General features: G+C 67.7%; 18 protein-coding genes. 11 read left to right on the forward strand and 7 right to left on the reverse strand.

All coding sequences use genetic code 11. The features are described 5' to 3' along the window. Window positions 1–41 precede the first annotated feature (41 nt). From C882_RS16785 to C882_RS16825, 10 genes are all read left to right on the forward strand, one after another. Window positions 42–464, forward strand: coding sequence for a CBS domain-containing protein (locus C882_RS16785; protein WP_009541845.1), 423 nt, complete (start codon window positions 42–44; stop codon window positions 462–464). Between the two features lie 289 nt (window positions 465–753). Continuing rightward, complete coding sequence (locus C882_RS25770) at window positions 754–1,008, forward strand: DUF2256 domain-containing protein (protein ID WP_083875975.1); 255 nt, start codon at window positions 754–756, stop codon at window positions 1,006–1,008. A gap of 207 nt (window positions 1,009–1,215) precedes the next feature. Further along, window positions 1,216–1,458 carry a hypothetical protein gene (locus C882_RS16790; protein ID WP_201448385.1) on the forward strand — a complete coding sequence of 81 codons (243 nt, stop codon included), beginning with the start codon at window positions 1,216–1,218 and terminating at the stop codon, window positions 1,456–1,458. Window positions 1,459–1,478: 20 nt separating this feature from the next. Then, window positions 1,479–1,880: a hypothetical protein gene (locus C882_RS16795; protein ID WP_009541847.1), complete on the forward strand. Its 402-nt coding sequence runs from the start codon at window positions 1,479–1,481 to the stop codon at window positions 1,878–1,880. Then, on the forward strand, window positions 1,865–2,926 hold the full coding sequence (locus C882_RS16800; RefSeq protein WP_083875977.1) for a sulfotransferase family protein: 1,062 nt from the start codon (window positions 1,865–1,867) through the stop codon (window positions 2,924–2,926). Before C882_RS16795 ends, C882_RS16800 begins: the two co-directional genes overlap by 16 nt. 15 nt (window positions 2,927–2,941) lie before the next feature. Next, window positions 2,942–4,372, forward strand: a complete 1,431-nt coding sequence (locus C882_RS16805; RefSeq protein WP_009541849.1) for an arylsulfotransferase family protein — start codon at window positions 2,942–2,944, stop codon at window positions 4,370–4,372. Between the two features lie 155 nt (window positions 4,373–4,527). Beyond that, window positions 4,528–7,668, forward strand: coding sequence for an isoleucine--tRNA ligase (ileS, locus tag C882_RS16810; RefSeq protein WP_009541850.1), 3,141 nt, complete (start codon window positions 4,528–4,530; stop codon window positions 7,666–7,668). A 339-nt stretch (window positions 7,669–8,007) separates the two neighbouring features. Beyond that, window positions 8,008–8,730, forward strand: a complete 723-nt coding sequence (locus C882_RS16815) for an ABC-2 transporter permease (RefSeq protein ID WP_009541851.1) — start codon at window positions 8,008–8,010, stop codon at window positions 8,728–8,730. Window positions 8,731–9,142: 412 nt separating this feature from the next. Further along, a complete protein-coding gene (locus tag C882_RS16820; protein ID WP_009541852.1) occupies window positions 9,143–10,369 on the forward strand; it encodes an ATP-grasp domain-containing protein in 1,227 nt (408 codons plus the stop codon). A 67-nt stretch (window positions 10,370–10,436) separates the two neighbouring features. Beyond that, window positions 10,437–12,425, forward strand: a complete 1,989-nt coding sequence (locus C882_RS16825; protein WP_009541853.1) for a hypothetical protein — start codon at window positions 10,437–10,439, stop codon at window positions 12,423–12,425. A gap of 241 nt (window positions 12,426–12,666) precedes the next feature. On the opposite strand, the gene C882_RS23465 is transcribed toward C882_RS16825, so the two are convergent. Together C882_RS23465 and C882_RS16835 are read right to left on the reverse strand one after the other, a co-directional pair. Then, window positions 12,667–13,605 (reverse strand): ferritin-like domain-containing protein, encoded by a 939-nt coding sequence (locus C882_RS23465; RefSeq protein ID WP_009541854.1) that lies wholly within the window; start codon window positions 13,603–13,605, stop codon window positions 12,667–12,669. A gap of 94 nt (window positions 13,606–13,699) precedes the next feature. Then, a complete protein-coding gene (locus C882_RS16835) occupies window positions 13,700–14,851 on the reverse strand; it encodes a PQQ-dependent sugar dehydrogenase (protein ID WP_009541855.1) in 1,152 nt (383 codons plus the stop codon). 210 nt (window positions 14,852–15,061) lie between these two features. Between C882_RS16835 and ettA the strand changes: the two genes are divergently transcribed. Next, window positions 15,062–16,747 (forward strand): energy-dependent translational throttle protein EttA, encoded by a 1,686-nt coding sequence (gene ettA, locus C882_RS16840; protein WP_009541857.1) that lies wholly within the window; start codon window positions 15,062–15,064, stop codon window positions 16,745–16,747. 99 nt (window positions 16,748–16,846) lie between these two features. On the opposite strand, the gene C882_RS16845 is transcribed toward ettA, so the two are convergent. The 5 genes from C882_RS16845 to C882_RS16865 all read right to left on the reverse strand — a co-directional run bounded on the left by C882_RS16845 (window position 16,847) and on the right by C882_RS16865 (window position 24,725). Beyond that, complete coding sequence (locus tag C882_RS16845; protein WP_009541858.1) at window positions 16,847–17,245, reverse strand: DUF805 domain-containing protein; 399 nt, start codon at window positions 17,243–17,245, stop codon at window positions 16,847–16,849. Between the two features lie 159 nt (window positions 17,246–17,404). Then, the gene (locus tag C882_RS16850) at window positions 17,405–18,619 is read right to left on the reverse strand and encodes a zinc-dependent alcohol dehydrogenase (protein ID WP_009541859.1); all 1,215 of its coding nucleotides are present in this window, start codon (window positions 18,617–18,619) and stop codon (window positions 17,405–17,407) included. An 88-nt stretch (window positions 18,620–18,707) separates the two neighbouring features. Next, window positions 18,708–22,442, reverse strand: a complete 3,735-nt coding sequence (locus C882_RS16855) for an AAA family ATPase (RefSeq protein WP_009541860.1) — start codon at window positions 22,440–22,442, stop codon at window positions 18,708–18,710. Beyond that, window positions 22,439–23,725 carry an exonuclease SbcCD subunit D C-terminal domain-containing protein gene (locus tag C882_RS16860; protein WP_052000202.1) on the reverse strand — a complete coding sequence of 429 codons (1,287 nt, stop codon included), beginning with the start codon at window positions 23,723–23,725 and terminating at the stop codon, window positions 22,439–22,441. Before C882_RS16860 ends, C882_RS16855 begins: the two co-directional genes overlap by 4 nt. Before the next feature lie 58 nt (window positions 23,726–23,783). Next, complete coding sequence (locus C882_RS16865) at window positions 23,784–24,725, reverse strand: YihY/virulence factor BrkB family protein (protein WP_009541862.1); 942 nt, start codon at window positions 24,723–24,725, stop codon at window positions 23,784–23,786. Window positions 24,726–24,894 lie beyond the last annotated feature (169 nt).

The raw sequence follows: 24,894 nt of genomic DNA on the forward strand, positions 1-24,894 counted from the left end.
ACTGCGGCGCGCCGGCATCTTTCAGAAGCACGGAGGAAACAATGGCGACGCGAATCAAGGAAGTGATGACCAAGAACGTCCGCCTCGCCGACCCCAAGATGTCGCTGAAGGAATGCGCCAACGCCATGCGCGAGGACAACATCGGCATGATGCCGGTCTCCGACGACGGGCGTCTGGTGGGCACCATCACCGACCGCGACATCACCCTGAACGGCACCGCCAAGGGCCTGGACCCCAACAACACCAGGGTCGCCCAGGCCATGACCGAGGGTGTGGAATACGTGTTCGACGAAGACACGGTGGACGAGGCCGCCCGCGTCATGGCCGACCGCCAAGTCCGCCGCCTGGCCGTGCTGAACGCCCAGAAGGAACTGGTCGGCATGATCGCGACCGCGGATCTGGCGACTCATGTGCGGTCGTCGGGTCCGGTTGACGAAGCCGTCCGCGGCGTTTCCCAGGGATAACGTCAAAGTCCTGAATTACCATATTTTTCGGCCCGGCTAGCGGAATGCTCGCCGGGCTGTTTTCGTGTGATCCGGGGCGGAATAGGGGCCGTAGACAAAAGCGACACGGCCCCTGGACCTCACCGGTCTGGGCGGCTTCCCAACCCGGCACCGGGGCGTCACCCCTCCGTGCGTTTCCGGTGTGGAAGTCGGGTGGGGCCGGGGGTCGTGCCGCCCGTCTCCGATCCGTCGGAGGCGGGCGCCCTTTCCCCGGACGGGATCTCCGCGAAGAAGAAAGAAGTGACGGCGCATGGCGCACCGCAAGCCCCACCTGCCCACCAAAATCTGCGAGGGCTGCGGTCGCCCGTTTTCCTGGCGGCGCAAGTGGGCGCTGGTGTGGTCGGAGGTCACATGGTGCTCCGACCGCTGCCGGCGCCATCGCGGGCGCGCGCCGGGGACGACGGCCGGCGGACGCCACTCCCCTTCGGCGCCTGCCGCCGTCGCTCCGTGCTTGGAAGGCGCATCACCGGTCGTTCCTCCGGGTCACATGCCGCGCAAGGGCTAGGAGAGCGTTACCCGGATGGCACCGACACATCCGCCAGATGCGCCTTGTACAGCGGCAAGAACCGCGATCTATCCTGCTCCGAGATCAATACCCCGATACCACTTTTCGTTTCTTCCGTGCGCCGCGGCTGCTGTGGCGCCGACGTCCAGTGTTTTCGGGTGGAGGAATGTGGGGGCGCACGACGCCATCGCCGGAGGGAGATGCTTCATGAAACCCAGGGGTCATTCGCTCGCCTGTGCCATCCTTGTCGCCGCCCTGGCGATGCCGGGGCCTGCCCTGGCCTACATCGGGCCGGGTGCCGGCCTCAGCGCCATCGGCACAGCGCTTTCGGTCGTCTTCGCCGTTGTCTTCCTGATCGTCGGATTCCTGTGGTACCCGTTGAAACGGCTGCTTCGCCGCTCCAGCGCCGCCAAACGCGGGGCCGGCAAGGCCGCCGCGCGCGACAACTGATCCGGTAGCCGGAGCGCGTCATGGCGGCAATCATCCCGTACCTGATCGCCAGCATGGTGATCGGCGTCTTCGTGGCGGCATTCATGGGGCTGGGCATCGTTGCGACGGCGCGGCGGGTCATCACCGTGGTCCGCGCCACCATGGACGCCATGCGCGCGCCTGAACTGACTGAAGACGAGCGTGAGACGCGCGTTCAGCGCGCGGGCATCCGGCTGCTCGGCCTCTCGACGTCGCTTGCGCTGCGCAGCGTGGCGGCGCTGGGGGCGGCGCTGATGCCGGTGGTCATCGCCGACACCCTGGGGCTGGCCCCCCATCGGATCGTCATGGATCGGATTCTGAGCGTCGAGGTGCTGGTGAGCGGCACGCTCATCGTCTTCATCGGCATTTATTGGAGTCGGCGTCGCGAATGGCTGAAGTCGTAAATTATACTCCCGCCGAGAAGTTCGTTCACACCCTCGCGTTCGCGTTTCCTCGCCTTCAGGTTGCCGTGGCCGATGCTGAGGACGTGCTCTTCGGCAGGTCCCTTGGCAACGCCCGGCCGGAGGCGCCGATCTTTATCACGTCGCTGCCACGCGCGGGCACGACCATCCTGTTGAGGGCGCTCGGCGATGTGCCGGAGACGGCCACGCACGTTTATCGGGACATGCCCTTCATCATGGCGCCACTGATGTGGGCGCGGCTGAGTGCCGGCTTTCGCAAACCCACGATCCTTCGTGAACGCGCGCACGGTGACGGCCTGGACATCGGGTACGACAGTCCCGAGGCCTTCGAGGAAGTGATCTGGCATACCTTCTGGCCCGACCACTATGGCGCGGACGGCATCCGCCTCTGGTCGAAGGACGATGTGTCCGATGAGGCCCGCGTGTTCATGGAGCGCCACTTCCACAAGATCGTCGCCCTGCGTGGGCGGGACCGGCCGGCGACCCGATACCTTTCAAAGAACAACGGCAACATCGCGCGTCTCGGCCTGATCCTTGCGATGTTCCCCGACGCGCATGTCGTCGTGCCCGTGCGGCATCCGGCCGCCCACGCCGGATCGCTGCACCGCCAGCACCTGAACTTTCTGGCGCAGCACGCCGCGGACACGTTCACCGCCCGCTATATGCGGGACATCGGACACTTCGAGTTCGGAGCCCTGCATCGGCCGATCCTCTTCGACGGGTTCGCCGAGCGCGCGGACGGGATGAGCCCGGCCGAGCTCGACTACTGGCTCACCTACTGGATCAGCGCCTTCTCGCACTTGTCGCGCTTCAAGGATCGGGTGCACGTCGTCGGATATGAGGCGCTCTGCAACGGCGGCGAGGCCGCCGCCGCGCGACTGTGCTCTGCCGTGGGGCTGCCGCCCGCACACTCCGGACGCCTTGCCCGCCATTTCCGGGCCGTCGAGCCGGCGGAGTGGCCGGAGGGGCGGCACGCGCCGGCGCTGCGCGACGAAGCCGCCGCCCTGTACGAAACCTTCATTTCCTGACGGAGCGGCGACATCATGGGGTATCGGGACATCGAGGACCCCGCGGAGCAGGGTGCGACCCGCATGGCCCGCGGCCGGATGGAACCCTCAAAAATCGTGTTCCTGGCGGTCTCCGCCGCCACGGTGCTCGGCTTGGCCTTCATGATGGGGCTGTATTCCGGTGTCACCAGGAACGCCGCCTATAGCCTCGTGCGGACCATCAAGAACGACCTGACGCTCGTGATGGAGGAGAGCCCCAACGTCGTAGGCGCCGGGCGGCCCATCCATTTCCTTCAGCCGGCACGGCACAATGGCAGCGGGGTCACGGTTAACGCGGCGGCCGACGACGGGCGGCTGATCCTGCTCGCCGGCATGTTTGACAGCAAAGACAACGAACTGCGGCTCATGCGTCGCGATGGCACCGTGGTCGCGCGCTGGCCGGTGCGCTTCTCAGAACATTTTCCCGATGCTTCGCATCTTCCGTCGGCGCCGGCGACGGACTGGAACATCGACACCCACGGGGCGCTCATGCGGCCGGACGGATCGGTGGTGTTCAACTACGAGTACGGCGGCACAGTCAAGCTGTCCCGCTGCGGTGATGTCGAATGGACGCTGGCCCACCCCACGCACCACTCCATCGAAGCGGCCGAAGGCGGCGGCTTCTGGATTCCCGGCCGGCGTTTTCTGGGGCCCGACGACCCGGACGTCTTTCCGCCCCTGACGACGCGGAGCAACAACGAGGTGATCGAAGACGACCTGATTCTTCGGGTGTCGGAAGACGGCGCGATCGAAGAGCAGGTGTCGGTGACGGAGGTGCTGTTCGACAACGGGCTAAAGCCATTGATGACGGCGACAGGCTACAATTTCAACAACTGGCGCGTACTGAACGGCGAACTTGTGCATCTCAACAAGATAGCGGAACTGCCCAGTCACATGGCTCCGGCCTTTTCCGGTTTTGAGGCCGGCGATCTGGCGCTTTCGCTTCGGCAGCGAAACCTCATTTTTGTGGTCGACCCCGACGACTGGCGGGTCAAGTGGCACCAGGTCGGTCCGTGGGTGCGGCAGCACGATCCCGAGTTCAACGCCGATGGCAGCATCAGCGTGTTCAACAACAATACCTATCGCACGGCGCTGAACGGCGACGACCACAGCGCACTCGACGCGCCGCGCGTCACAACGATCATGAAGGCGTTTCCGTCCGAGGGAGTCACGCGCACCGTGCTGGGCGAGCGTCAGGGGCAGGAGATGCTGTCCGTCATCCGCGGCAAGCTCGACCCAACCCCCAACGGCGGCACTCTGGTCACCGAATTCGAGTCGGGCCGCGCTGTCGAGTTTGACGATAGGGGCAGGGTGGTCTGGGAATACATCAACCGCTACGACGAGGAATGGGTGCTGGAAATAACCGAGGCGCGCAGCTATCCGGCTTCGTTCTTCACCGTCGACGATTGGTCCTGCCCCGGCCGTTAGCGGATACGCGGAGCCGCAAGGGGAGCGCACCGGCATCCGTGCCTCCCCCAACACTCGACATCCGCACGGTGGCGGATTTAATATCCGCTCCCCATGTCGCACGCGGACACGGGCGCCATGACGCGCGCCCTCAACCCAGGATGCCGGATCACCCCATGACCAAGCACTACCCCGAAATCCAATCCAGCCCCAGCTTCCCCAAGCTTGAGGAAGAAATCCTCGAGACCTGGAAGCGGGACAAGATTTTCGAGCGGTCGGTGTCGCAGCGGTCCGGCGAGCAGGAGTTCGTCTTCTACGACGGCCCCCCGTTCGCCAACGGCCTGCCGCACTACGGCCACCTCGTGACGGGGTTCGTGAAGGACATCATTCCGCGCTTCCAGACCATGAAGGGCCACAAGGTCGACCGCCGCTTCGGCTGGGACTGCCACGGCCTGCCGGCCGAGCTGACCACGGAAAAGGAAATCGGCGTCTCCGGCCGCCACGCCATCCTCGACTACGGCATCGGCAAGTTCAATGCGGCCTGCGAGACCTCGGTCATGCAGTTCACGGCGGACTGGGAATACTACGTCACCCGCCAGGGCCGCTGGGTGGACTTCGAGAACGACTACAAGACCCTCGACATCACCTTCATGGAATCGGTGCTGTGGGCCTTCAAGACGCTCCATGAAAAGGGCCTGGTTTACGAGGGCCACAAGGTCGTGCCGTATTCCTGGGCCGTGCAGTCGCCGCTGTCCAACTTCGAGACGCGCCTTGATAACTCCTACCGCGAACGCGAGGACCCGGCGATCACCGTCGCCTTCTCCCTGACTCCGAAGGACGGCGACAAGGCCCCCATGAAGGTGCTGGCCTGGACGACGACGCCCTGGACCCTGCCGTCCAACCTGGCGCTCGCCGTGGGACCGGAGATCGAGTACGCCGTGCTGGAGAAGGACGGCGAACACCTCGTCATCGGTGCCCAGACGCTCGCGCGCTACAAGAAGGAGCTGGGCGCGCTGGAGCAGGTGGGCACCATCACCGGCGCCGACCTCGTCGGCCGCACCTACGAGCCGCTGTTCCCCTACTTCAAGGACACCGAGAACGCGTTCCAGATCCTGGGGGCGGAGTTCGTCGACGTGGCCGAGGGCTCGGGCGTGGTGCACATGGCGCCGGGCTTCGGCGAGGACGACCTGATCGTCTGCGAGCAGTACGGCATTCCGCTGGTCGTGCCGGTGGACAACGAGGGCAAGTTCACCACCGAGGTGCCCGAGTACCAGGGCATGCTGGTGTTCGACGCCAACAAGCCCATCATCCAGGACCTGAAGGCGCAGGGCCGCGTCATCAAGCACGAGCAGTACCGCCACAACTATCCGCACTGCTGGCGCACCGACGAGCCCTTGATCTACAAGGCCATCAACAGCTGGTACGTGAAGGTCTCCGCCTTCAAGGACCGCATGGTGGAGCTGAACCAGGGCATCAACTGGATTCCGGGCCATGTCCGCGACGGCCTGTTCGGCAAGTGGCTGGAGAACGCGCGCGACTGGAACATCAGCCGGGCGCGTTTCTGGGGCACGCCGCTGCCCATCTGGAAGTCCGACGACCCGCGCTATCCGCGCGTCGACGTCTACGGCAGCCTGGATGACCTGGAGCGCGACTTCGGCGTGCGCCCGGACAACCTGCACCGCCCCTACATCGACGAACTGACCCGCCCGAACCCCGACGACCCCACCGGCAAGTCCACCATGCGCCGGGTGGAGGACGTGTTCGACTGCTGGTTCGAAAGCGGCTCCATGCCGTTCGCCCAGGTCCACTACCCGTTCGAGAACAAGGAGTGGTTCGAGGATCACTTCCCCGGCGACTTCATCGTGGAATACGTGGCCCAGACGCGCGGCTGGTTCTACACGCTGGTGGTGCTGGCGACGGCGCTGTTCGACAAGGCGCCGTTCCGCAACTGCATGTGCCATGGCGTCGTGCTGGACGAAAACCACCAGAAGTTGTCCAAGCGCCTGAAGAACTACCCGGACCCGGTGGAGGTCTTCAACACCTACGGCTCGGACGCGCTGCGCTTCTACATGGTGTCCTCGCCCCTTCTGGTGGGCGGTGACCTCGCCATGCCCAAGGATGGCCGCGCCATCGCCCAGACCCAGCGGCAGGTGCTGATCCCGCTGTGGAATGCGTATTACTTCTTCACCCTTTATGCGAATGCCGAGGGCGTGAAGGCCGAGGCCGTGACCTCCAGCGAGAACGTGCTGGACCGCTACATCCTGGGCAAGACCCGCCGCTTCATCGAGGACATCGAAAAGGCGCTGTCGGTCTTCGACATCCCCGGCGCCTGCGCGGTGGTGCCGCCGTTCATCGACACGCTGAACAACTGGTACATCCGCCGCTCCCGCCCGCGCTTCTGGGCGGAGAACGGGCAGGCCGACACGGCGGCGTTCAACACGCTCTACACCGTGCTGACCACCTTCTGCCGGGCCGCGGCACCCCTTCTGCCGTTCCTGACGGAGAAGATCTATCGCGGCCTGACGGGTGCGGAAAGCGTGCATCTGGCCGACTGGCCCGATGCGTTCGCCCTGCCGGCGGAGGCCGACCTGCTGGAGACCATGGACCTGGTGCGCGAGATCGCATCCGGCACCCTGGCCCTGCGCGAAACGGCGGGCAAGCGCGTGCGCCTGCCGCTGCCGGAACTGACGGTCGCGGTCTCGGGCGTGGAGCGCCTGAAGGCGTTCGAGGACGTCATCAAGGACGAGGTGAACGTCAAGACGGTCACCTTCGACGACAATCCGCACACGTACGGTACCCAGTCCCTGCACGTGAACCCCAAGATCGGTGCGCGCATCGGCAAGGCCATGCGCGACGTCATGGCCGCCAGCAAGAAGGGCGAGTGGGCGTTCAAGGACGACGGCACGGTGGAGATCGCCGGGCAGGTCCTTTCGGGCGATGACTTCAGCCTTCGCGTGCTGACGGCGGAAGGCGTGCACAGCCAGACCATCGCGCGCGGCCACGGCGTGGTGATCCTGGACGTGGAAACCACGCCGGACCTGGAGAACGAGGGCCTGGCCCGCGACGTCATCCGCCTGGTGCAGATGACCCGCAAGGAGGCCGACCTGCACATCTCCGACCGCATCGTGCTCACCATCGCCGCCGGTACGGCCCTGCGTCCGGCGCTGGAGCAGTTCGGCGAGACGGTCAAGCGCGAGACCCTGGCGGTCGACCTGCGCCTGTCCGACGACATGGACGGCGCGCATGTGGCCGAGCACCAGATGCAGGGCGAGCCGGTCAGGATCGGCGTCGCCAAGGCGGAGACGGCGGCCGCCTGAGCCGCTGCTCCGGGACAGTCCCTGTGAAGTGCGAAGCCCGGCGGTTGGGCCGACTCCGCAACGGCCGCGCCGCCGTCCATGGCTGCTCAAGAGAATGCCCCGCATGTCCAGGACGTGCGGGGTATTTTTTTTTGAATCGTGAAAAATTCAGAAGTAAATAAACAGCCGATCCGGAAAAATCGGCTGAATGGTTTTGTCAAATTCCCCGAGACGGAGATAGTCTTTCCACGGGAAGACCTGATTCGCAGTCGCGGGCCGGCGCAGGGGAGAAGCGTCGGGTTTCGCAATGGTATGAGGGAAAGGCCGCTCGTCTTTCTTGTTCTTAAGGGGGGATCTGTAATGAACGGGCTTGAGGATATTGTTTCCGCTACGGCTGATCTGATCACGAAAAACAACATTGTGATGTCGGCGATTTTTCTGCCGGCGGGTGTTGTTTGTCTGTTGTATGGCCTGAAGCTGTTCCACTTTATCATCGCGATTCCGGGCCTCGCCATCGGAGCCGTTCTCGGCTACATGGCGGCCGATGTGCCGGGCGCGGTTGTCCTGGGCGTTCTCTTCGGTCTTTTGGCGGTCGTTCTGTTTCGCCTGGGGGTTTGGTTGAAGGGGGCGGCCCTCGGGCTTCTTCTCGCGATCTTCCTGGACAACTATTACGGCTGGGAGGGTGACTGGGTCTGGGTGGCGTATGTTTTCATCCCTCTTCTGTCGGGTGACCTCGCGCTGCGCCTGACCGACCTTTTGGCGATCATCACGACCTCGGCCACGGGAGCAGTGTTCGTGTCGTACGCCTTGGTGAACGGCTGGATGATCCTTAACGGCGGGCTGGGCTACACCTACGGCTTCCAGAAGTGGATCGGCATGATCGCCCAGGGGCTGGACCACCATGGGATTGAGGGAACGTTCCGCTATATTGCTTTCGAACTCATCGCCATCGCCGTTCTGTTCCTCTTTGGCGTCTTCTATCAGCTCAGGTTCAAGCCGAAGCGGGGCGCGGTCGAGCAGACCGACGACAAACCGGTCGTTCTGGAGAAGGTCGAGGCGGCCGATGCCGTGGGTCGGAAGTGACGCGGCGTCGGACGTGTCGCCGGTCAATGATCCGCGTGCCGGTGCAGCCGGTCGGGCTGGCTCTCCGGTGGGTGCCGTCCGGCCCGTGCGGCGACTCGGGGCAGGAACATGATGCCGGGTGGTGACCGCTTCGCCTAAGGTTCTAGTCCGAAGGGCGTGCAGAAAGCGGCAAGTCGCAGCCCTTCGATCCGTGCGAGAGGAGAAGATGCAACGCAGAACAAAGGGTGGGCGTTTAAAATGTGGATCATTCCGACCGTGCTGAAATATTTGGATATTTCGGCGCAATAGGCCTCCCCGGCCTTGCATCCGCGGCGCGCATCTCCCACCCTTGTCAGCAAGTCGCACCACGCCCGGGCGGTTTCTGGTGCATGGTCCATCGCGCCTGCCGCCCCGGCAAAACAGGGAGGACCCCGTGGCCGATACGGACCCGAACAAGAGCTATGTCGCCCTTTTTGGGTGGAGCCTGCGCGCTATCGCCGGCGTCGCCAAATTCAACCGCAAATACGTCGTCGTGGCGCCAAGCTGGGCGGAACAGTACGCCAAGGAAAACGACATCCCCTTCATCGCCTGGGATTTCGAGCGCCTGAACGAACGCTCGTGGGAGATCGCCAAGATCCTCCAGGATGAAGGCGTCGAGGTCGCCGTGCCGCTTTACGAGGAAACGGTGGAGTGGGCCGGTGCCGTGAACGCCGTGCTCCAGAACAAGCCGCGCCTTTTGTCCCAGGCCATGCTGTTCCGCGACAAGGCGCTGATGAAACGCCGCGCCCAGCTGGCCGGCATTCGCGTCGGCATCTTCGAGGAAGCGCATGACCGCGTGGACGTCGTCCGCTTCCTCAAGCGCGTCAACCAGACGCTGCTGAAGCTGGACGGCGACCCCAACGACCCGATCCACTTCAAGGCCTTCGACAAGGCGGGCTGCCTGGGGCACCGGGTCATCCGAACCGTCGACGATGTGGAGAACATCTCCGACGACGAGTTCCCGGCGCTGCTGGAAAGCCATCTGGACGGTTGGGAGTTCGCCTGCGAGGTGTTCATCCACAACCGCAAGATCCGCTTCCTGAACATCTCGGAATACGTCCACCTGGGCTACTCGGTGTTCATCCCGGCCAGCCCCAAGCTGGAGGCCTACCGCGAGCAGATCACGCGCGAGATCGAGAAGCTGATCGAGGCCTTCGACATCGACTACGGCCTGATCCACCCCGAGTACTTCATCGCCAACGACGGCGTGATGTACTTCGGCGAGGTGGCCTACCGCGTGCCCGGCGGCAATGCCTTCGAGCTGATGGAACGCGCCTATGGCTTCAATGCCTATCAGGGGCAGGTCCTGGTCATGGACCCCAAGGCCACCGACGAGGAGATCGAGGCGTTCTTTCCCAAGGAGGTCGTGGACGCCAAGGGCCACGCCGGTTGCTTCCTGGTCTACCCGCGCCGGCGCGTCGTCTCGGAGATGCAGATTCCCGAGGAAACCGAGAACGACCCCTACTTCGAGTACCACGATCTGGCACCGCCCCTGGAACAGAAGGTTTCCAAGCGTGCCGCCTTCGGTAATCATTGGGGCACCTGCTATTTCTTCGGCCCCGACGCCGACAGGATGAAAGAGGTGCTGCTCGAGCAGGAAGAGCGCGACTTCTACACCTAAGCGTCCGGGACACGGAGTTCCGCGGCGCCGGACGGAAGCCAAGCGCGCCACGGAGAGGGAGTGTTGCGTGACTGATCCCAGCACGGGTGCGGCCGAAGATCCGGCCGTCACCCTGGAGCGCCTGACAGGTCGTTTCGACGACTGTCTGGCGCGGCTCGCCGACACGCCGGCCTTCGCCAAGCATACGGCGAAGGGCGGCGTCATCGACTACGGCCGCCGCATCATGGGCCTGCCCGGCGGGCCGGCGGTGCTGTACGACCGTGTGGCGACGATGGAGGAGGCCGGCATCTTCGCCGGCACCGACTGGGACCACCCGGAAATCCTCCAGGCGCCGCTGGCGCCCAACACCCTGCGCACCGCCGACCAGTCCACCGCCACGCTGGAATGCCTGAGCGAGTTGCGACTGCTCGCGGTGGGGCAGGGGGACTACTTTCATCCCGCAATTTCCTCGGAACAGGCACGGCACTTCGTCAGCCAAGTGCTGGCGCTGAACCTGACGTTCCTGTTCTCAGCCCCCAGCGAGGCCGACCGGGTGGCGCTGGGACGGCTGGCGAAGCCCGTGCGCAACCTCTATGCCTTCATCGCCGAGCGCACCGGCTACGACAACATCATCGGCAGCCTGATCGCCGAGATCGAGCGCATCCTGGCCCAGCGCCCCATCATGGTGGACGACGTGAAGGCCATGGTGACGCAGATCGCCATCTGCATGGCCGACGCCAGCATCGACACCGCCGCCGCCGGGCGCGGGGCGGACCGGCTGGTCAGCGCCCTGTTCGGCCCCACCGCCGGCTGTCGCGAGGACCCGGGCATCCAGGTCTATGCCGAGCGGCTGGAGACCATGGACGTCCACATGCTGACGCAGGAGGCCAACGGCTTTGCCCGCGCTATGCACGACACCGGGCTTGTGTCGCCCTACCACCCGGTGTTCCTGCGCTATGTGGCCTACCAGCGTCCCGACCTCGTCTCGGCCGCGCTGGGCCTCAGCAGCACCGGGCGCGACGGCTTCCTGTGCTATCAGCAGCTCATTCTGCGGCTCATCGAGGACGCCGTGCATGTGGAGACGGCGCAGTCCGTTTACGGCCTGGCGCTGATGCTGGAGCGCGGGATTCTTTACGTCCCGGCCATCGGGCCGGCCTTGTGGCGGCAGATCTTCCTGCCGCTCCATCCGGCGGTGGAGCAGTCCATCGCCGCCACTTTCGGCGCGGCAAGGCCGGCGCGGGTGTTCCTGCTGGCAGGGGTTCTGACCGTGCTGGGCCAGCCCATGGGCGTCGGGCAGGGCAACAATCCCACCTGCCAGTCGGCCCGTGCCATCTCCATGTGGGCCTACACCGACCCCGACTACCTGTTGCAGCTGATCGCCTGGGCGGCGCGCGACAACACGCTGACCATGCACTTCGAGGGACAGCCCATCACCTCGTCGGAGCTTCAGCAGGGCCTCATGGCCGGGCCGCTTCTGGACGTGGATGCCGTGTCCATCGCGCTGGTGCCGCACCTGGACCGCGTCTACATCGAGATGGGCCGCCACACCGCCGGCCGCCCCGGCGACCCGCACCGCTGGATCAATGCCGAGTTTCACGGCTGGTGGGTCGGCCGCGGCTGCCGCCTCGCCATCGACGTGCCGACGGGTATGCTGGAGGACTTCGACGGCTTCGTGCGGCAGTTCTATGCCACCTATCACCCCTATCACAACGGCAACCAGCCGGTGATCCACCCGCAGCCGGCGGGCATCGCCGTCACCGACAGCGCGGCGCGGTTCATCGGCTGGCACGCCATCGCCATCTACCGCGTCGGGCTGGACCCGAGCGGCGGGATGCGCGTGTACTTCTACAACCCCAACAACGACGGCGGACAGGACTGGGGCGACGGCGTCGTGGTCTCCACCGACGGTAACGGCGAGCGCTTCGGCGAAAGCTCGCTGCCCATCGCCCAGTTCGCCTCGCGTCTCTACCTGTTCCACTTCGATGAGCGTGAACGCGGCTGGCCGGAGACGGTCACGGCGGAAGAGGTGCAGACGGTCGAGGACTTCGCCCGCCGAAGCTGGGCCGCCGCACGCTGAGCCCCGGCTCGGCGCAGAAAAAAGGGCTCCGCCCCTGGGGAAAGGGGGTGGAGCCCTGGTCGTGAAAGAACCGCTCCGGAAGCGCGCCGCGTCGGGGGTCGATGACGAGGGGCGCCTCAGGCAGGTACGTACCCCACACCGGCGTATCCTTCAGGATATGAACGTATCCGGTCGGGTTCGGCGTTCCCACAAAGGCGAGGGATTAAGCCGTGGGGAGTAGGTCCGTCGCTGTTCGACCGCGTCAGACGCGCGGATCGCGCTCGGATGCGGCTTCCAGAGACGCCATGCGGTCGCGCAGGGCGGCCAGGCGTGCGATGGTGCCCGCGACGGCCTCTTGCGCCAGGGCCAGCACCGCTTCGTCCTGCGCACGGTCAACGACGCGCATGAGCATGTCGTATTCCTCGCTGCCGAGGCGGATTTCGTGACGCAGCATCTGGACCAGCGACACCGCGTCGCCCAGGTCGGCATCGGTGGCCGGGGCCGACTGAGGGTCCCGTTTGGCCGCCATATCCTCCAGCAGCGCCGCCGTTTCCGGGTCGCCGCTCAGGCGCGCGACGGCCGCCGACATGCGGTGGCGGGCGGCGGCCTCGGCGTCGCGGTCGGCCAGCCAGGTCGCCAGGTCTTCCACCGTGTCCACGTCCGGGGCCTGACTGGGCGAGGACCCGCCGTGCTCCGCCCGCCAGGCATGGCGGCGTTCCAGACGCAGAAGGGCGACGTGGTGCAGTTCCTCGTCGGCCATGCGCTCGGCATACTCGCGGACCGTCGGGTCGGAGGACTTGGCGGCGACATTGGCGTAGAAGGCGAACGCGCGCTCCTCGTTCCGCACGGCCAGTTGCAGCGCCTTGTAGCTGGTCAGGCTTTCGGCCCCGCCGGCGTCGGCCAGGGCGGCCTCGGCGATGCCTTCCGCCATGTCCCAGGTGAACGACAGGCGCTGTTCGGGCTCCACCTCGGCGCGCGTCGCCCAGGCCTGGATGCCTTCCTCGTGCTCGCTTTCCATGGCCTTCAGCCGGCGGAACAGGGCCGCCAGGTCGGGCACGTCGATGTCGTCCATGCGCTCGGCCAACTGGTCGTAGCGCCGCGCCGCCTCGCGCTCCATGGCGGTGGCGACGGCGAACAGGTCCTCCGGGCGTTCGATGGCGGGCACGGAATCGAAGGTAACCGGGGGCGTGTCCTGCGCCATGACAAGGGTCTCCGTCAGCATTCGGGTATGTTGGACTCAAGATGGCGCGGAGTTTTGCCGCGCCCCTTGATCCCGGTCAACGGGGAACGATCGCTTATTGTGCCGGCGTCAGCCTGAGAAGGGCCCCGTCGGCCTCGTCGGTCAGCACGTAGACGGCGCCGTCCGGCCCCTGCTTGACCGCGCGGACCCGCTGGCCGACGGGCAGGCGCTCCTCGCCGGCGACGTCCTGGCCGTTCAATTCCAGGCGCGAGACGGCCTCCGAGACCAGTCCGCCCACCAGCAGGTCGCCCTGCCATTCGGGGAACAGGTCGCCGGTGTAGAAGTCCATTCCCGACGCCGCGATGACCGGATTCCAATAGTGGATGGCATCGGCGAACTCGGGATGGGTCGGCGGGTCGGGGATGGGCTGGCCGTTGTAGTGCTGGCCCCAGCTCACCACGGGCCAGCCGTAGTTGCGCCCGGCCTCGGGCACGTTGATCTCGTCGCCGCCCCGCGGGCCGTGTTCGTGCATCCACAGGCGCCCCGTCTCGGGGTGCACCGCCGCCCCCTGGCTGTTGCGGTGGCCGAAGGACCAGATTTCCGGCAGCGCGCCTTCGGTGTTCACGAAGGGATTGTCGTCCGGCACAGAGCCGTCCGGCCACAGCCGCACCACGGTGCCCAGGTGGTTGGTCAGCTCTTGGGCCGGCTGGAACTTGAAGCGCTCGCCCAGGGTGATGAACATGTAGCCGTCGGGCGTGAAGGCGATGCGCGACCCGAAGTGGTTGTTGCCCGTCACCTTGGGGATCTGGCGAAACACCAGGTCGACGTCCGTCAACCGCATGCCGTCAAGCTTCGCCCGCGCCGCGGCAGTGGAGGCGCGGCCCTGCTGGTTGGCCTCGGCATAGGTGAAGTAGATCCAGCCGTCCTGGTCATAGGTGGGACCGACGCGCACGTCCAGCAGGCCGCCCTGGCCGCGGTTGAACACCTCCGGCACGCCGTCCAGCGGTGCCGACATGGTGCGCTCCTGCGGGTAGACGATGCGCATCTGGCCAGGGCGCTCGGTCACGAGGATGCGGCCGTCGGGCAGGAAATCCATGCCCCACGGGTGGTCGAGGCCCGTCACCACGGGCTCCACGGCGACCGGGCCGCGCTGGGCGTCGATCTGCTGGGTCTGCGCCGCGGCGGGCACCTGCGCGACCAGCAACGGCGCAAGCGCGGCGGCGGTGGCGACAAGGGCGGCGGACAGGATCGGCATCCTTGGTGACATGCGCGCTCTCCCTTTCTGGGTGCGAACGATGGTGGTGGTGGCGATTGTCCCTCAACATGAACCCGTCGAGCCGCTGGCGCGTTGCGGCGCGGCCCTGTTTTCACCCATATGGGGTCGGCTCGGCCGGTTTCCGCCCCCGGCCGTTGAACCGGGAAGGGGAGTGGAGTAAAACCCGGTCACCTTGATCGTATCGCAGCGCCGGAGGTTTCCTTGGCCGCATATCAGTACATCTACGTGATGAAGGGGCTCACCAAGATCTATCCCGGTGGGCGCGAGATTCTCAAAGGGCTGACGCTCTCGTTCCTGCCGGGCGCCAAGATCGGCGTCCTGGGCCCCAACGGCGCCGGTAAGTCGACGGTGCTGAAGATCATGGCCGGCATCGACAAGGACTTCGGCGGCGAGGCCTGGTCGGCCGAGGGCGTCAAGGTCGGCTACCTGCCGCAGGAACCGGAGCTGGATGCCTCCAAGTCCGTGCTGGAGAACGTTCTCGACGGCGTGCGCGAGATCAAGGACCTGGTGGTGCGCTTCGAGGAAGTCTCCGCCAAGTTCGCCGACCCCGACATCTCCGACGACGAGATGAACGACCTGATGGTCGAGCAGGGCGAGCTGCAGGAAAAGATCGACGCCGCCGACGCCTGGGAGATCGACCGCCGCGTCGAGATCGCCATGGACGCGCTGCGCTGCCCGCCGGGCGACGCCGACGTCGCCAAGCTGTCGGGCGGCGAGAAGCGCCGCGTGGCGCTCTGCCGCCTGCTGCTGTCGCACCCCGACATGCTCATGCTTGACGAGCCGACCAACCACCTGGACGCCGAGTCCGTGGCGTGGCTGGAGCGCTTCCTGCGCGACTACACGGGAACCGTCGTGCTGGTCACCCACGATCGCTACTTCCTGGACAACGTCACCGGCTGGATTCTGGAGCTGGACCGCGGCAAGGGCATCCCCTACGAGGGCAACTACTCCAGCTGGCTGGAGCAGAAGCAGAAACGGCTCGAGCAGGAGCAGCGCGAGGAAGCGTCGCGCCAGCGCACCATCAATGCCGAACTGGAGTGGATCCGCTCCAGCCCGAAGGCCCGCCAGGCCAAGAGCAAGGCCCGTATCACGGCCTTCGACAGCCTGGTGGCCGAAGCCGGCAACAAGCAACTGGACCAGGCGCAGATCATCATTCCCGCCGGCGAGCGCCTGGGCAACCTGGTGATCGAGGCCGAGGACATCTCCAAGGCCTACGGCGACCGCCTGCTGATCGAGGACCTGTCCTTCAAGCTGCCGCCGGGCGGCATCGTCGGCGTCATCGGCCCCAACGGCGCCGGCAAGACGACGCTGTTCAAGATGATCACCGGCCAGGACGAGCCCGACAGCGGGTCCTTGCGCGTCGGCGAGACGGTGAAGCTGGGCTACATCGACCAGAGCCGCGACAGCCTGGACGACAAGAAGACGGTGTGGGAGGAAATCTCCGACGGGCTGGACGAGCTGGAACTGGGCAAGCGCAAGATCGCCAGCCGCGCCTACGTGGGGCAGTTCAACTTCAAGGGCCCCGACCAGCAGAAGCGCGTCGGCCAGCTTTCGGGCGGTGAGCGCAACCGCGTCCACCTGGCCAAGATGCTGAAGTCCGGCTCGAACGTCATCCTGCTCGACGAACCGACCAACGACCTGGACCTGGAGACCCTGCGGGCGCTGGAAGTGGCGCTGCTGGACTTCCCGGGCTGCGCCGTGGTCATCTCGCACGATCGCTGGTTCCTGGACCGCATCGCCACCCACATCCTCGCCTTCGAGGGCGACAGCCAGGTCACCTGGTTCGAGGGCAACTACGAGGACTACGAAGCCGACCGCAAGCGTCGCCTGGGCGCGGAAGCGGAACAGCCGCACCGCATCAAGTACAAGCCGCTGGTGCGCAGCTGATCGGACCGGCAGCACGCCGAATGAAGAAGGGGCGGCCCGCGACGGGCCGCCCCTTTTCGTTTGCCGGCTTCGCCCTGCAGGGCGCCGCGCCGTCCTGACTCAGGCGGCGGCGACCGGGGCCGGGGCGGTCTGCTCGCCGGCCAGCGGGTCGTTTCCGAAACGGTTCGGGCCGTCGGTGCCCTTGCCGATCATCCAGATCACCAGGACGATCCAGCCGACGATCGGGATCAGGCTGATGAGCGCCCACCAGCCGGAGCGGTCGGTGTCGTGCAGGCGACGCACCATGACGGCGATGCTCGGCAGAAGGATGGCGATGTTGAACACCGCGTTGAGCGGGCTCCACATGTTGTTCTGGAAGATCACCGCGTCGAGGATCGACGTGCAGATGCTCACGACCACCGTGAACAGGGTCCAGTACCAGTATTCCGCGCGGCGGGCGCGGCCCGAAAAATCGACGTATTTCTTGAAACAGATGCTGATGGCATCGACGAAGTTCATATCCCCTCTCCGCGATACGTTACGATGGAGGCGGAGACGGTATCCCATTATGTTTTTACCGCATAGGGTAATTGCACATAACCTTCCAAGAATCACAAAAATGACGCCGGAGCCGCGCGGTGTTCGGCCCCGGCGCCGATGATCGCCGGGCGGCGCGCCTTACATGCCGGGCACCACTTCCACCTTCATCCAGCCGGCCCTGGCCTGGTCGAAGGTGCGGTAGGCCTCCAGAACGTCGGTCATGGGCGCAACCCGGGTCAGCACCCGCAGCGGGTCGATGCTGTTGGACCGCACCAGTTCCACCAGGTGGGGCAGGTACTTGCGGTGGTTGCAGTTGCCCATGTTGATGGTCAGGTTCTTCTGCATTGCCTGACCGATGGGGAAGCTGTGGTCGGTGGGCGGATAGACGCCGATGATGCCCAGCGTCCCAGCCTTGGCGACCGCCTGAACGCTCCATTCCAGGGCCTGGTTGGGCGCGTCTCCGGGCGCGAAGACGTCGGCGCCGGCGCGACCGCCCTCGGCGATGGCGTCCCGCTCCGCCTTCTGGCGGTCCGCCTGCTGCTCCGCCTCCCCGGCGGCGGGGCCGGAGCGGGGCGGGTGGGCATCGACGCCGACGGCGTCGATCACCCGGTCGACGCCGATGCCGCCGGTCAGCTCGCGGATCATCTCGACGGGATGCTCACGGCCGAAGTTGATGACCTCGGCCCCCTGCACCCGTGCCATCTCAAGCCGGTCCTCGTTGTCGTCGACCACGAGAATCCGCTCCGCTCCCATCTGCCGGGCGGAGACGATGGCGAACTGGCCGACGGGACCGGCGCCGAACACCGCCACGGTGTCGCCGTCGACGATTTCCGCCAGGTCGGCGCCGAAGTAGCCGGTCGGATAGATGTCCGACAGCAGGATGGCGCGGTCGTCGTCGATGTCGTCGGGCAGCTTCACAAGGTCGGTGTTGGCGAAGGGGATGCGGGCGTATTCGGCCTGCAGCCCGTCGAACGGCCCGGTCTGGCCGGGGCCGCCGTAGAAGGCCGTTCCCGCCAGATGGCCGTTGGGGTTGGCGGTGTCGCACTGGGCGTGGTAGCCGGCGCGGCAGTAGTTGCACGACCCGCAGGAGATGGTGGACGGGATCACCACCCGATCGCCCTTTTTCAGGTTGCGGACGTTGGGGCCGATCTCCTCGACCACGCCGACCCCCTCGTGCCCCAGCACGGTGCCCGGAACCATGCCGGGCAGGGAGCCGCGCACCATGTGCAGGTCGGTGCCGCAGATGGCGCTGGCGGTCAGGCGGACGATGGCGTCGGTGGGCTGCTTGATGGAGGGATCGGGAACGTCCTCCAGGCGCACGTCGCCGATATCGTGGAACACCACGGCTTTCATGGGGGCCTCCTTCGGGCTTCTGCCGTTTCGGATGCCCGCTGAAACGCCAAGGAGTCCGGGCCGTTGCTGATTGCAAGGCACGGCTGCGTCAGGCCGCCACCGTCTCCACCACCGATCGTCCGCCGCCGGCCTTGGCCACACGCACCTGCACGCCGATGCGGTCGACCATGGCCTGCACGTGGCTGATGACGCCCACCTTCCGGCCCGTCGCCTGCAACGCCTCCAGGGCGGAAATGGCGACGTCCAGGCTGTCGGAGTCCAGAGCGCCGAAGCCCTCGTCGATGAACAGGCTTTCCACCAGCGCCCGCTCGCCGGACATGCTGGCGAGGCCGAGCGCCAGTGCCAGCGACACCAGGAAGCGCTCGCCGCCCGAGAGCGACCCGACGCCGCGCACCTCGTCGCCCATCTCGCGGTCGATGACCTGCAGGTCCAATTCCCCGCCGGGCGCGCGCTGGAGCACGTAGCGCGGCGTCAGGTCCGCCAGGTGCGCGTTCGCCATGCCGAGAAGCCGGTCGAGCGTCAGGCTTTGCGCGAAGCGGCGGAACTTGTCGCCCTTGGCCGAGCCGATGAGGTCCTGCATGGTCGCCCACAGGCCGGTGACCTGGCGCTGCTCGGCCATGCGGTCTTCCAGGTCGCGGCCGCGGTCGCGCTGCCCGGCGTCATGGGCCAGCCGCGCACGCTCCCGCGCCGCCGTCTCCTGGGCGGTGTCGCAGGCCTGCTGGCGCTTGTCGGCCTGGGCGGCCAGATCCTCTTCCGGCGTCTCGGGCGCAGGCGTCTGAAGATGGGCGTCGAGCGCGCGGCGCCGGTCGTCGAGTACGGCGCGGGCGGTGGTGACGGCGGTGTCGACCTCTTTCAGATGCGCTTCCAGCGCGGCGACGGCGTCCTCGCCCTTGGCAAGGGCCGCGCGGGCCTCTTCCAGCGTCGCGCCGGCCTCGGTCAGCGCCGCGTCGCGCCCGGCCAGCGCCCGGTCGCGGGCCTCGGCGGTGTCCGTCAGCCGCTTGCGCAGGGTGTCGCGGGCCGAGACGGCGGCGGAGCACTCGGCGGCGGCCTCGGCGGCGGCCTTCTGGGCTGCGTCCCGGTCCGTTTGCGCCGCCAGCCGAGCGCCGTTGAGGCGGGACCGCACCGAGGCCGTCGGCTCGCCGTCGAACAGCCCGGCCCGCTCCACGCGCAGCCGCTCGTGCTCGCCGGCGGCTTCGTCCAGGCTGGCCTGGGCGGTGTCCAGGGCGTCGCGCCGGTTGGCGGCATCGGCCTCCGCGGCCCGAATGTCGGCGTCCAGATTGCCCAGCGCCTGCCGCGCGTCGTCCAGGGCGCGGCGGCGGTCCGTGAAGGCGTCCGCCAGTGCCCGGCACTGTTCGGCGAGGGCTTGCCAGCCGGCGCGGACCTCGGTGCGCCAGTCGGGCAGGGGGGCGAGGGCATCCGCCAGGGCGATGTCGGCGCTGTCGCGGGCCTTGGCGGCGCGCACGGCCTCGCGCTCCGCGGCCTCGCGGCGGGCCTCGGCGTCGGCCAGGTTCTTTTCCAGGCCGGACAGGGCATCACGCTCCTGGTCGCGGGTGAGGCGCAGGCTGCCCAGGTGCCTGGCCCGGCGGTCGGCCTCGCCGCGCAGGCGAGCGGCTTCCGCCATGTCCTGCTCGGCGGCTTCGCGGGCGCGGGCGGCTTCGGCGGCCTGATCGGCCAGCGCCGCATGATCGGCCTCCGCCGCCGTCTCGGGCAGGGCCAGGCCGTGGGCACGCTCGCGGGCGTCGGACCAGCTTTCCGCCAGTTGCGCCACGTCGCGCTTGAGGCGGCGTTCCTCCTCGGCGCAGTTCGCGAGAACCGCGTCGGCGGCGGCCTTATCGGATTCGGCGGCGCGTTGCGTCTCGTTGAGCGTGCGCATGTCCGCACGCAACGCCTCCACCCGCTCCCGCTGCTCGCGCGCCAGGGTGTCCAGAGCCGTTTCCGAGTGCGCCAGGGGATGGTCTTCGGACCCGCAGACGGGGCAGGGGGCGCCATCGACCAGCAGGCCGCGCAGCTTGGCGGCGGCCTCGTCGGCGGCGGCCTCCGACAGGTCCAGCGCCCGCTGCGCCTCGCTCAGCCGCTGGTCGAGCAGGCCGCGCTTGCCGTCCACCTCGGCCAGGGCGTTGTCTGCCTGGGCGCGGCGCTTGCGGGCGGCTTCGGCGCGGGCCTCGTGGTCGGCCTTGCGCTCGGCCAGGTCGTCGGCCAGGCCAGCCAGCCGTGCCAGTTCCGCCACCGCATCGGCCCGAGCGGCGGCGCGCGCGCGGCGATGCTCCAGCGCGTCGGGGTCCAGGGCCTCCAGCCGCTCGGCAATGGGCTGAAGCGCGGCCTCGCCCTCGGCGATGCCGGCCTCGGTCTCCTCCAGCCGGGCGGCGCGCTTGCGATGGTTGGCGGTCAGGGCGGCGTGCCGGTCCGCCAACTCCCGCGCCTGTGTCTCGGCGGCGGAGAGGGCGCTGTCGGCCTCGGCCCAGTCCTCGATCTCGCCGATCCAGCGGTCCACCTGCTCGGTCAGCGGGCGGTGATGGTCGTGGTCGGACAGCCACGTCTCGGCCTCTTGTGCCGTGGCCTCGGCCTTGGCGCGGGCGGCCTTGCGGGATGACAGGGCGTCCTCGGCCTCCTTGCGCCGGGCGGCGGCGGCATCGCGGGTGGCGGTGCAGCGGGACACATGCTGCTCCGCGCCCTCGATCCGGCTGTCCAGGGCGGCGGCGGCGTCCAGATCGGGGCCGGCATCCTTGAAGGCCTTTTCCGCGGCGTCCAGGGCGTTGCGCGCCTGTTCGCCGCGCGCCTGGGCGGCGTCGCGGGCGGCTTCGGCGTCGCGGCAGCGGATTTCAGCGGCGCCGGCCTCGCCGGATAGGCGTTCGTGTTCCGCCGTCAGGCGGTCGGCCTCGTCGACCAGCGGCCGCAGGCGTTCCAGCCTGCGCAGCGTCGCCAGGTCCTCGCGCTTCGGCGCGGTGTCGGCCTGTGCAGCCTCCGCGTCGGTCAGCGCCTGTTCTGCGGCGGCGACGGCCTCCCGCCGCGTGCGCGCCTCTGTGTACCAGGTCTGCTGCGCCCGCAGGCCGTCGAGCGCCTGCCGCGCCGCCCTGGCCTCGGCCTCGGCGGCGCGGGCGGCCTGCTCGGCGGCTTCGCGGTCCTCGGGCGTGAGCAGGTCCAGCGCCCGGCGCTGGGCGTCCAGCGCATCCAGCGCCTCCCGCTCCCGCTTGTGGCGCTCGAAGGCGGCCACCGACAGGGCGCCGTAGATCTCCGTCCCCGTCATCAGCTCCAGCAGGTCGGCGCGGTCGGCGGGACGGGCCTTCAGGAAGGCGTCGAAATCGCCCTGCGCCAGCAGGACGGAGCGGCGGAACTGCTCGAAGGTCAGGCCGGTGCGGGTGGCGATTTCGCCCAGGACTTCGGTCTTGGTGGAGCCGATCTGCTGACCCGTTTCCAGGTCCGTCAGGCTCATTTCCTGGTTCTGGAGCCGGCCCGAGGCCTTGTTGCGCGCCCGGCGCACCTGCCAGCGGGCGCGGTAGCGGCCGCCGTCGCGCCCGGCGAAGTCGACCTCGGCGAACCCTTCAGCCTCGCCATGGCGCAGGATGGTGCGCGGATCGGTGCCGGTGACGTGCAGGGCCTCGTCAACGCCCGTCTGGCCGATGGCGACCTTGGCGGCGTTCTCCAGGCGGGGGAAGCGGTCGTAGAGCGCCACGCACAGCGCGTCCAGCAGGGTCGACTTGCCCGCCCCCGTGGGCCCGGTGATGGCGAAAAGCCCAGCCCCGGACAGCGGGCCGTCCTCGAAACTGACCTCGAAGTCGCCGGCGAGCGCGGTCAGGTTGCGGCCGCGGATGGCGAGAATCCTCATGCCGGTTCCTCCTCGGCCGCCGCCGGGTGCGCGCGCGCCTCGCCCTGCACGGCTTCCATCAGTTCGTGGAAGGCGTGGCGGTGGGCGGCGTCGGGAGTGCCGTCGTAGGCCCGCGCCCAGGCCTTCTCGAACACCTCTTCCGGGTCGAGGCCCGCCAGGTCCGGCGCCTCGGCGGTGGCGGCGAGCGCCTGGCCGGTGCCGCTGTACTCCACCGCCAGCCGGCAGAGCCGCACCGGCTTGTCGGCCAGGGCCTGCTCCACGTCGTGGCGGAGCGAGGGGCTCGGCGCTTCCAGCCGCACCACGACTTCCAGGTAGGGACGCAGGTCGCGTCCGGGGTCGGGCTCGGACGGCAGGGCCTCCAACTCCTTCAGCACGGTTTCCGGCGGCGCGGCGCCGGTGGAGGGGATGCGGATGTAGTTGATGACGCGCGGCACGGGCAGCGACGTGACGGTACAGGGGGCGGCGGCGTCGGAGACCTCCACCAGCAGGGCCTGGTGCCGGTAGTCCTTTTCCGTCACCGACAAGGGGAAGGGGCTGCCGGCATAGCGCATGGTCTCCCGCCCCGCCACGCGCTGGGGCTTGTGCAGGTGGCCGAGCGCCACATAGGTGCAGTCGTCGGGAAAGATGTCCGCCGGCAGGGCGTGCTGATTGCCGCCGAGCACGCGCCGCTCGCTCATTTCCGACAGGGCCGAGCCGCTCATGTAGCAATGGCCGGTCACGATCAGCGGCAGGCCGCCGGCGGCCTCGCGGGCGTGGGCGATGAAACGGTCGTAGACGCTGCGCACCCCGTCGATCAGCGGATCGCGGCCGTCCTCGGCCTCCTTCAGCGGCGGCAGGTCGGCCATGCGCAGGAAGGGCACCGCACAAACCACCGCGCGCGGTCGTTCTTCGGCATCCGTCAGCGTGACCAGGGCGTCGGCGGGATCGCGCGGCAGGCTGCCGATGACGCGCACGTCGAAGGGCTTGAGAATGGCGTCGGGGGCTTCCAGCCTGGTCGCGCTGTCGTGGTTGCCGCCGATGATGACGATATCCAGGGCGGGGCGCCGCCGCTTGGCCTTGGCAAGAAAATCGTACAGCCGCCTCTGCGCCGAAACGGGCGGGTTCTGGCTGTCGAAGACGTCGCCGGTGACCAGCAGGGCGTCGACGTCCTGGTCGTCCATGGTGTCCAGCAGCCAGTCCAGGAACGCCCGGTGCTCCGCATCGCGCGGCAGGCCGTGCAGGTCCTGGCCCAGGTGCCAGTCGGAGGTGTGGAGAAGCCGGAGCGGCGTGGGATCGGTCGTCATGCGCCGCATCATGCCAGAGGCCATCGCCGCGCGTCATCATCGCGATGCGGCGGTGGCGTCAGGCCTTGGCCTGCGGCTGGTGGTCGGCGACGACGGCCCCCCGCTTGCCCGGCGGACGCTCGGGGCCGACGGTGGAGTCACGGGCGGTGCCGCGCTCAAGCTCCGCATTGATCTCGCCACCGATCAGCACCGCGTAGGCGCCGATGAAGAACCACATGAGCAACACCACCACGGCCCCGAGCGACCCGTAGGTCTCGTTGTAGGAGGCGAAGTTGGCGACGTAGAAGGAGAACAGCATGCTGGCCGCCAGCCACAGAACCGCCGCCACCACGGCGCCCCAGGTCAGCCACTGGAAGCGCGCCGGGCGGCGGTTCGGGGCGATGCGGTAGATCACCGCCAGCGCGCCGAACAGGCCGATGGCCAGGATGCTCCAGCGCGCCAGGTCCACCAGGGTCCCGGTGATCCCCTGGCCGAGTCCCAGAAGGCCCAGCACGACGGGCGTGACCACGACAACCAGCAGCGCGATGGTCATGCCGATCACGAAGCCCGCCGTCAGGCCCAGGGCGACCAGGTTCTGCATGATGATGTTCCGCTGTTCGGTCTCGTCGTAGACGATGTTGAGCCCCCGCATGACCGCCTTCACGCCTTTGGTGGACGAATACAGGGCGATCGACGTGGACAGGATCAGCCCCAGGCTCAGCGATGCATCCTGCGCCGAAAGCTGCTGCACCTGGGCGCTGACGATGTCGTACACCTGATCGGGCACGGTGCCCTCGATCAACTGAAGCTGTTCGCTGACGGCCGCAGGATCGGACAGCAGGCCGTAGACCGAGATCAACGCCGCCAGGAAGGGAAACAGCGCCAGCAGCGCGTAGAAGGCGCATCCGGCCGCGACCACGCCCAGGTTGTCGGTGCCAATGCGCACGTAGACCACCTTGGCCACGTGCCATGCGCGGACAAGGGGGATGCGGCGGGGATGGTCGGCGGCGGTCGAGGCCATGAAGGCGGGTCTCCGATGCGGGGTCTTTCGAGAGGAACGGGACCATCCGCCGCCGGGTTCTGTTGCAATTCCGCACGGCGTGCGTCCCTGCCGCTGCCGCCGACAAGGTTTTTTCTCTTGCGCGGGCGCGCATGCGACGGTACCGAACGGCGGGAATACCCGACCATCC

The sequence above is a fragment of the Caenispirillum salinarum AK4 genome (assembly GCF_000315795.1).
Classification (GTDB): Bacteria; Pseudomonadota; Alphaproteobacteria; order Rhodospirillales; family Rhodospirillaceae; genus Caenispirillum; species Caenispirillum salinarum.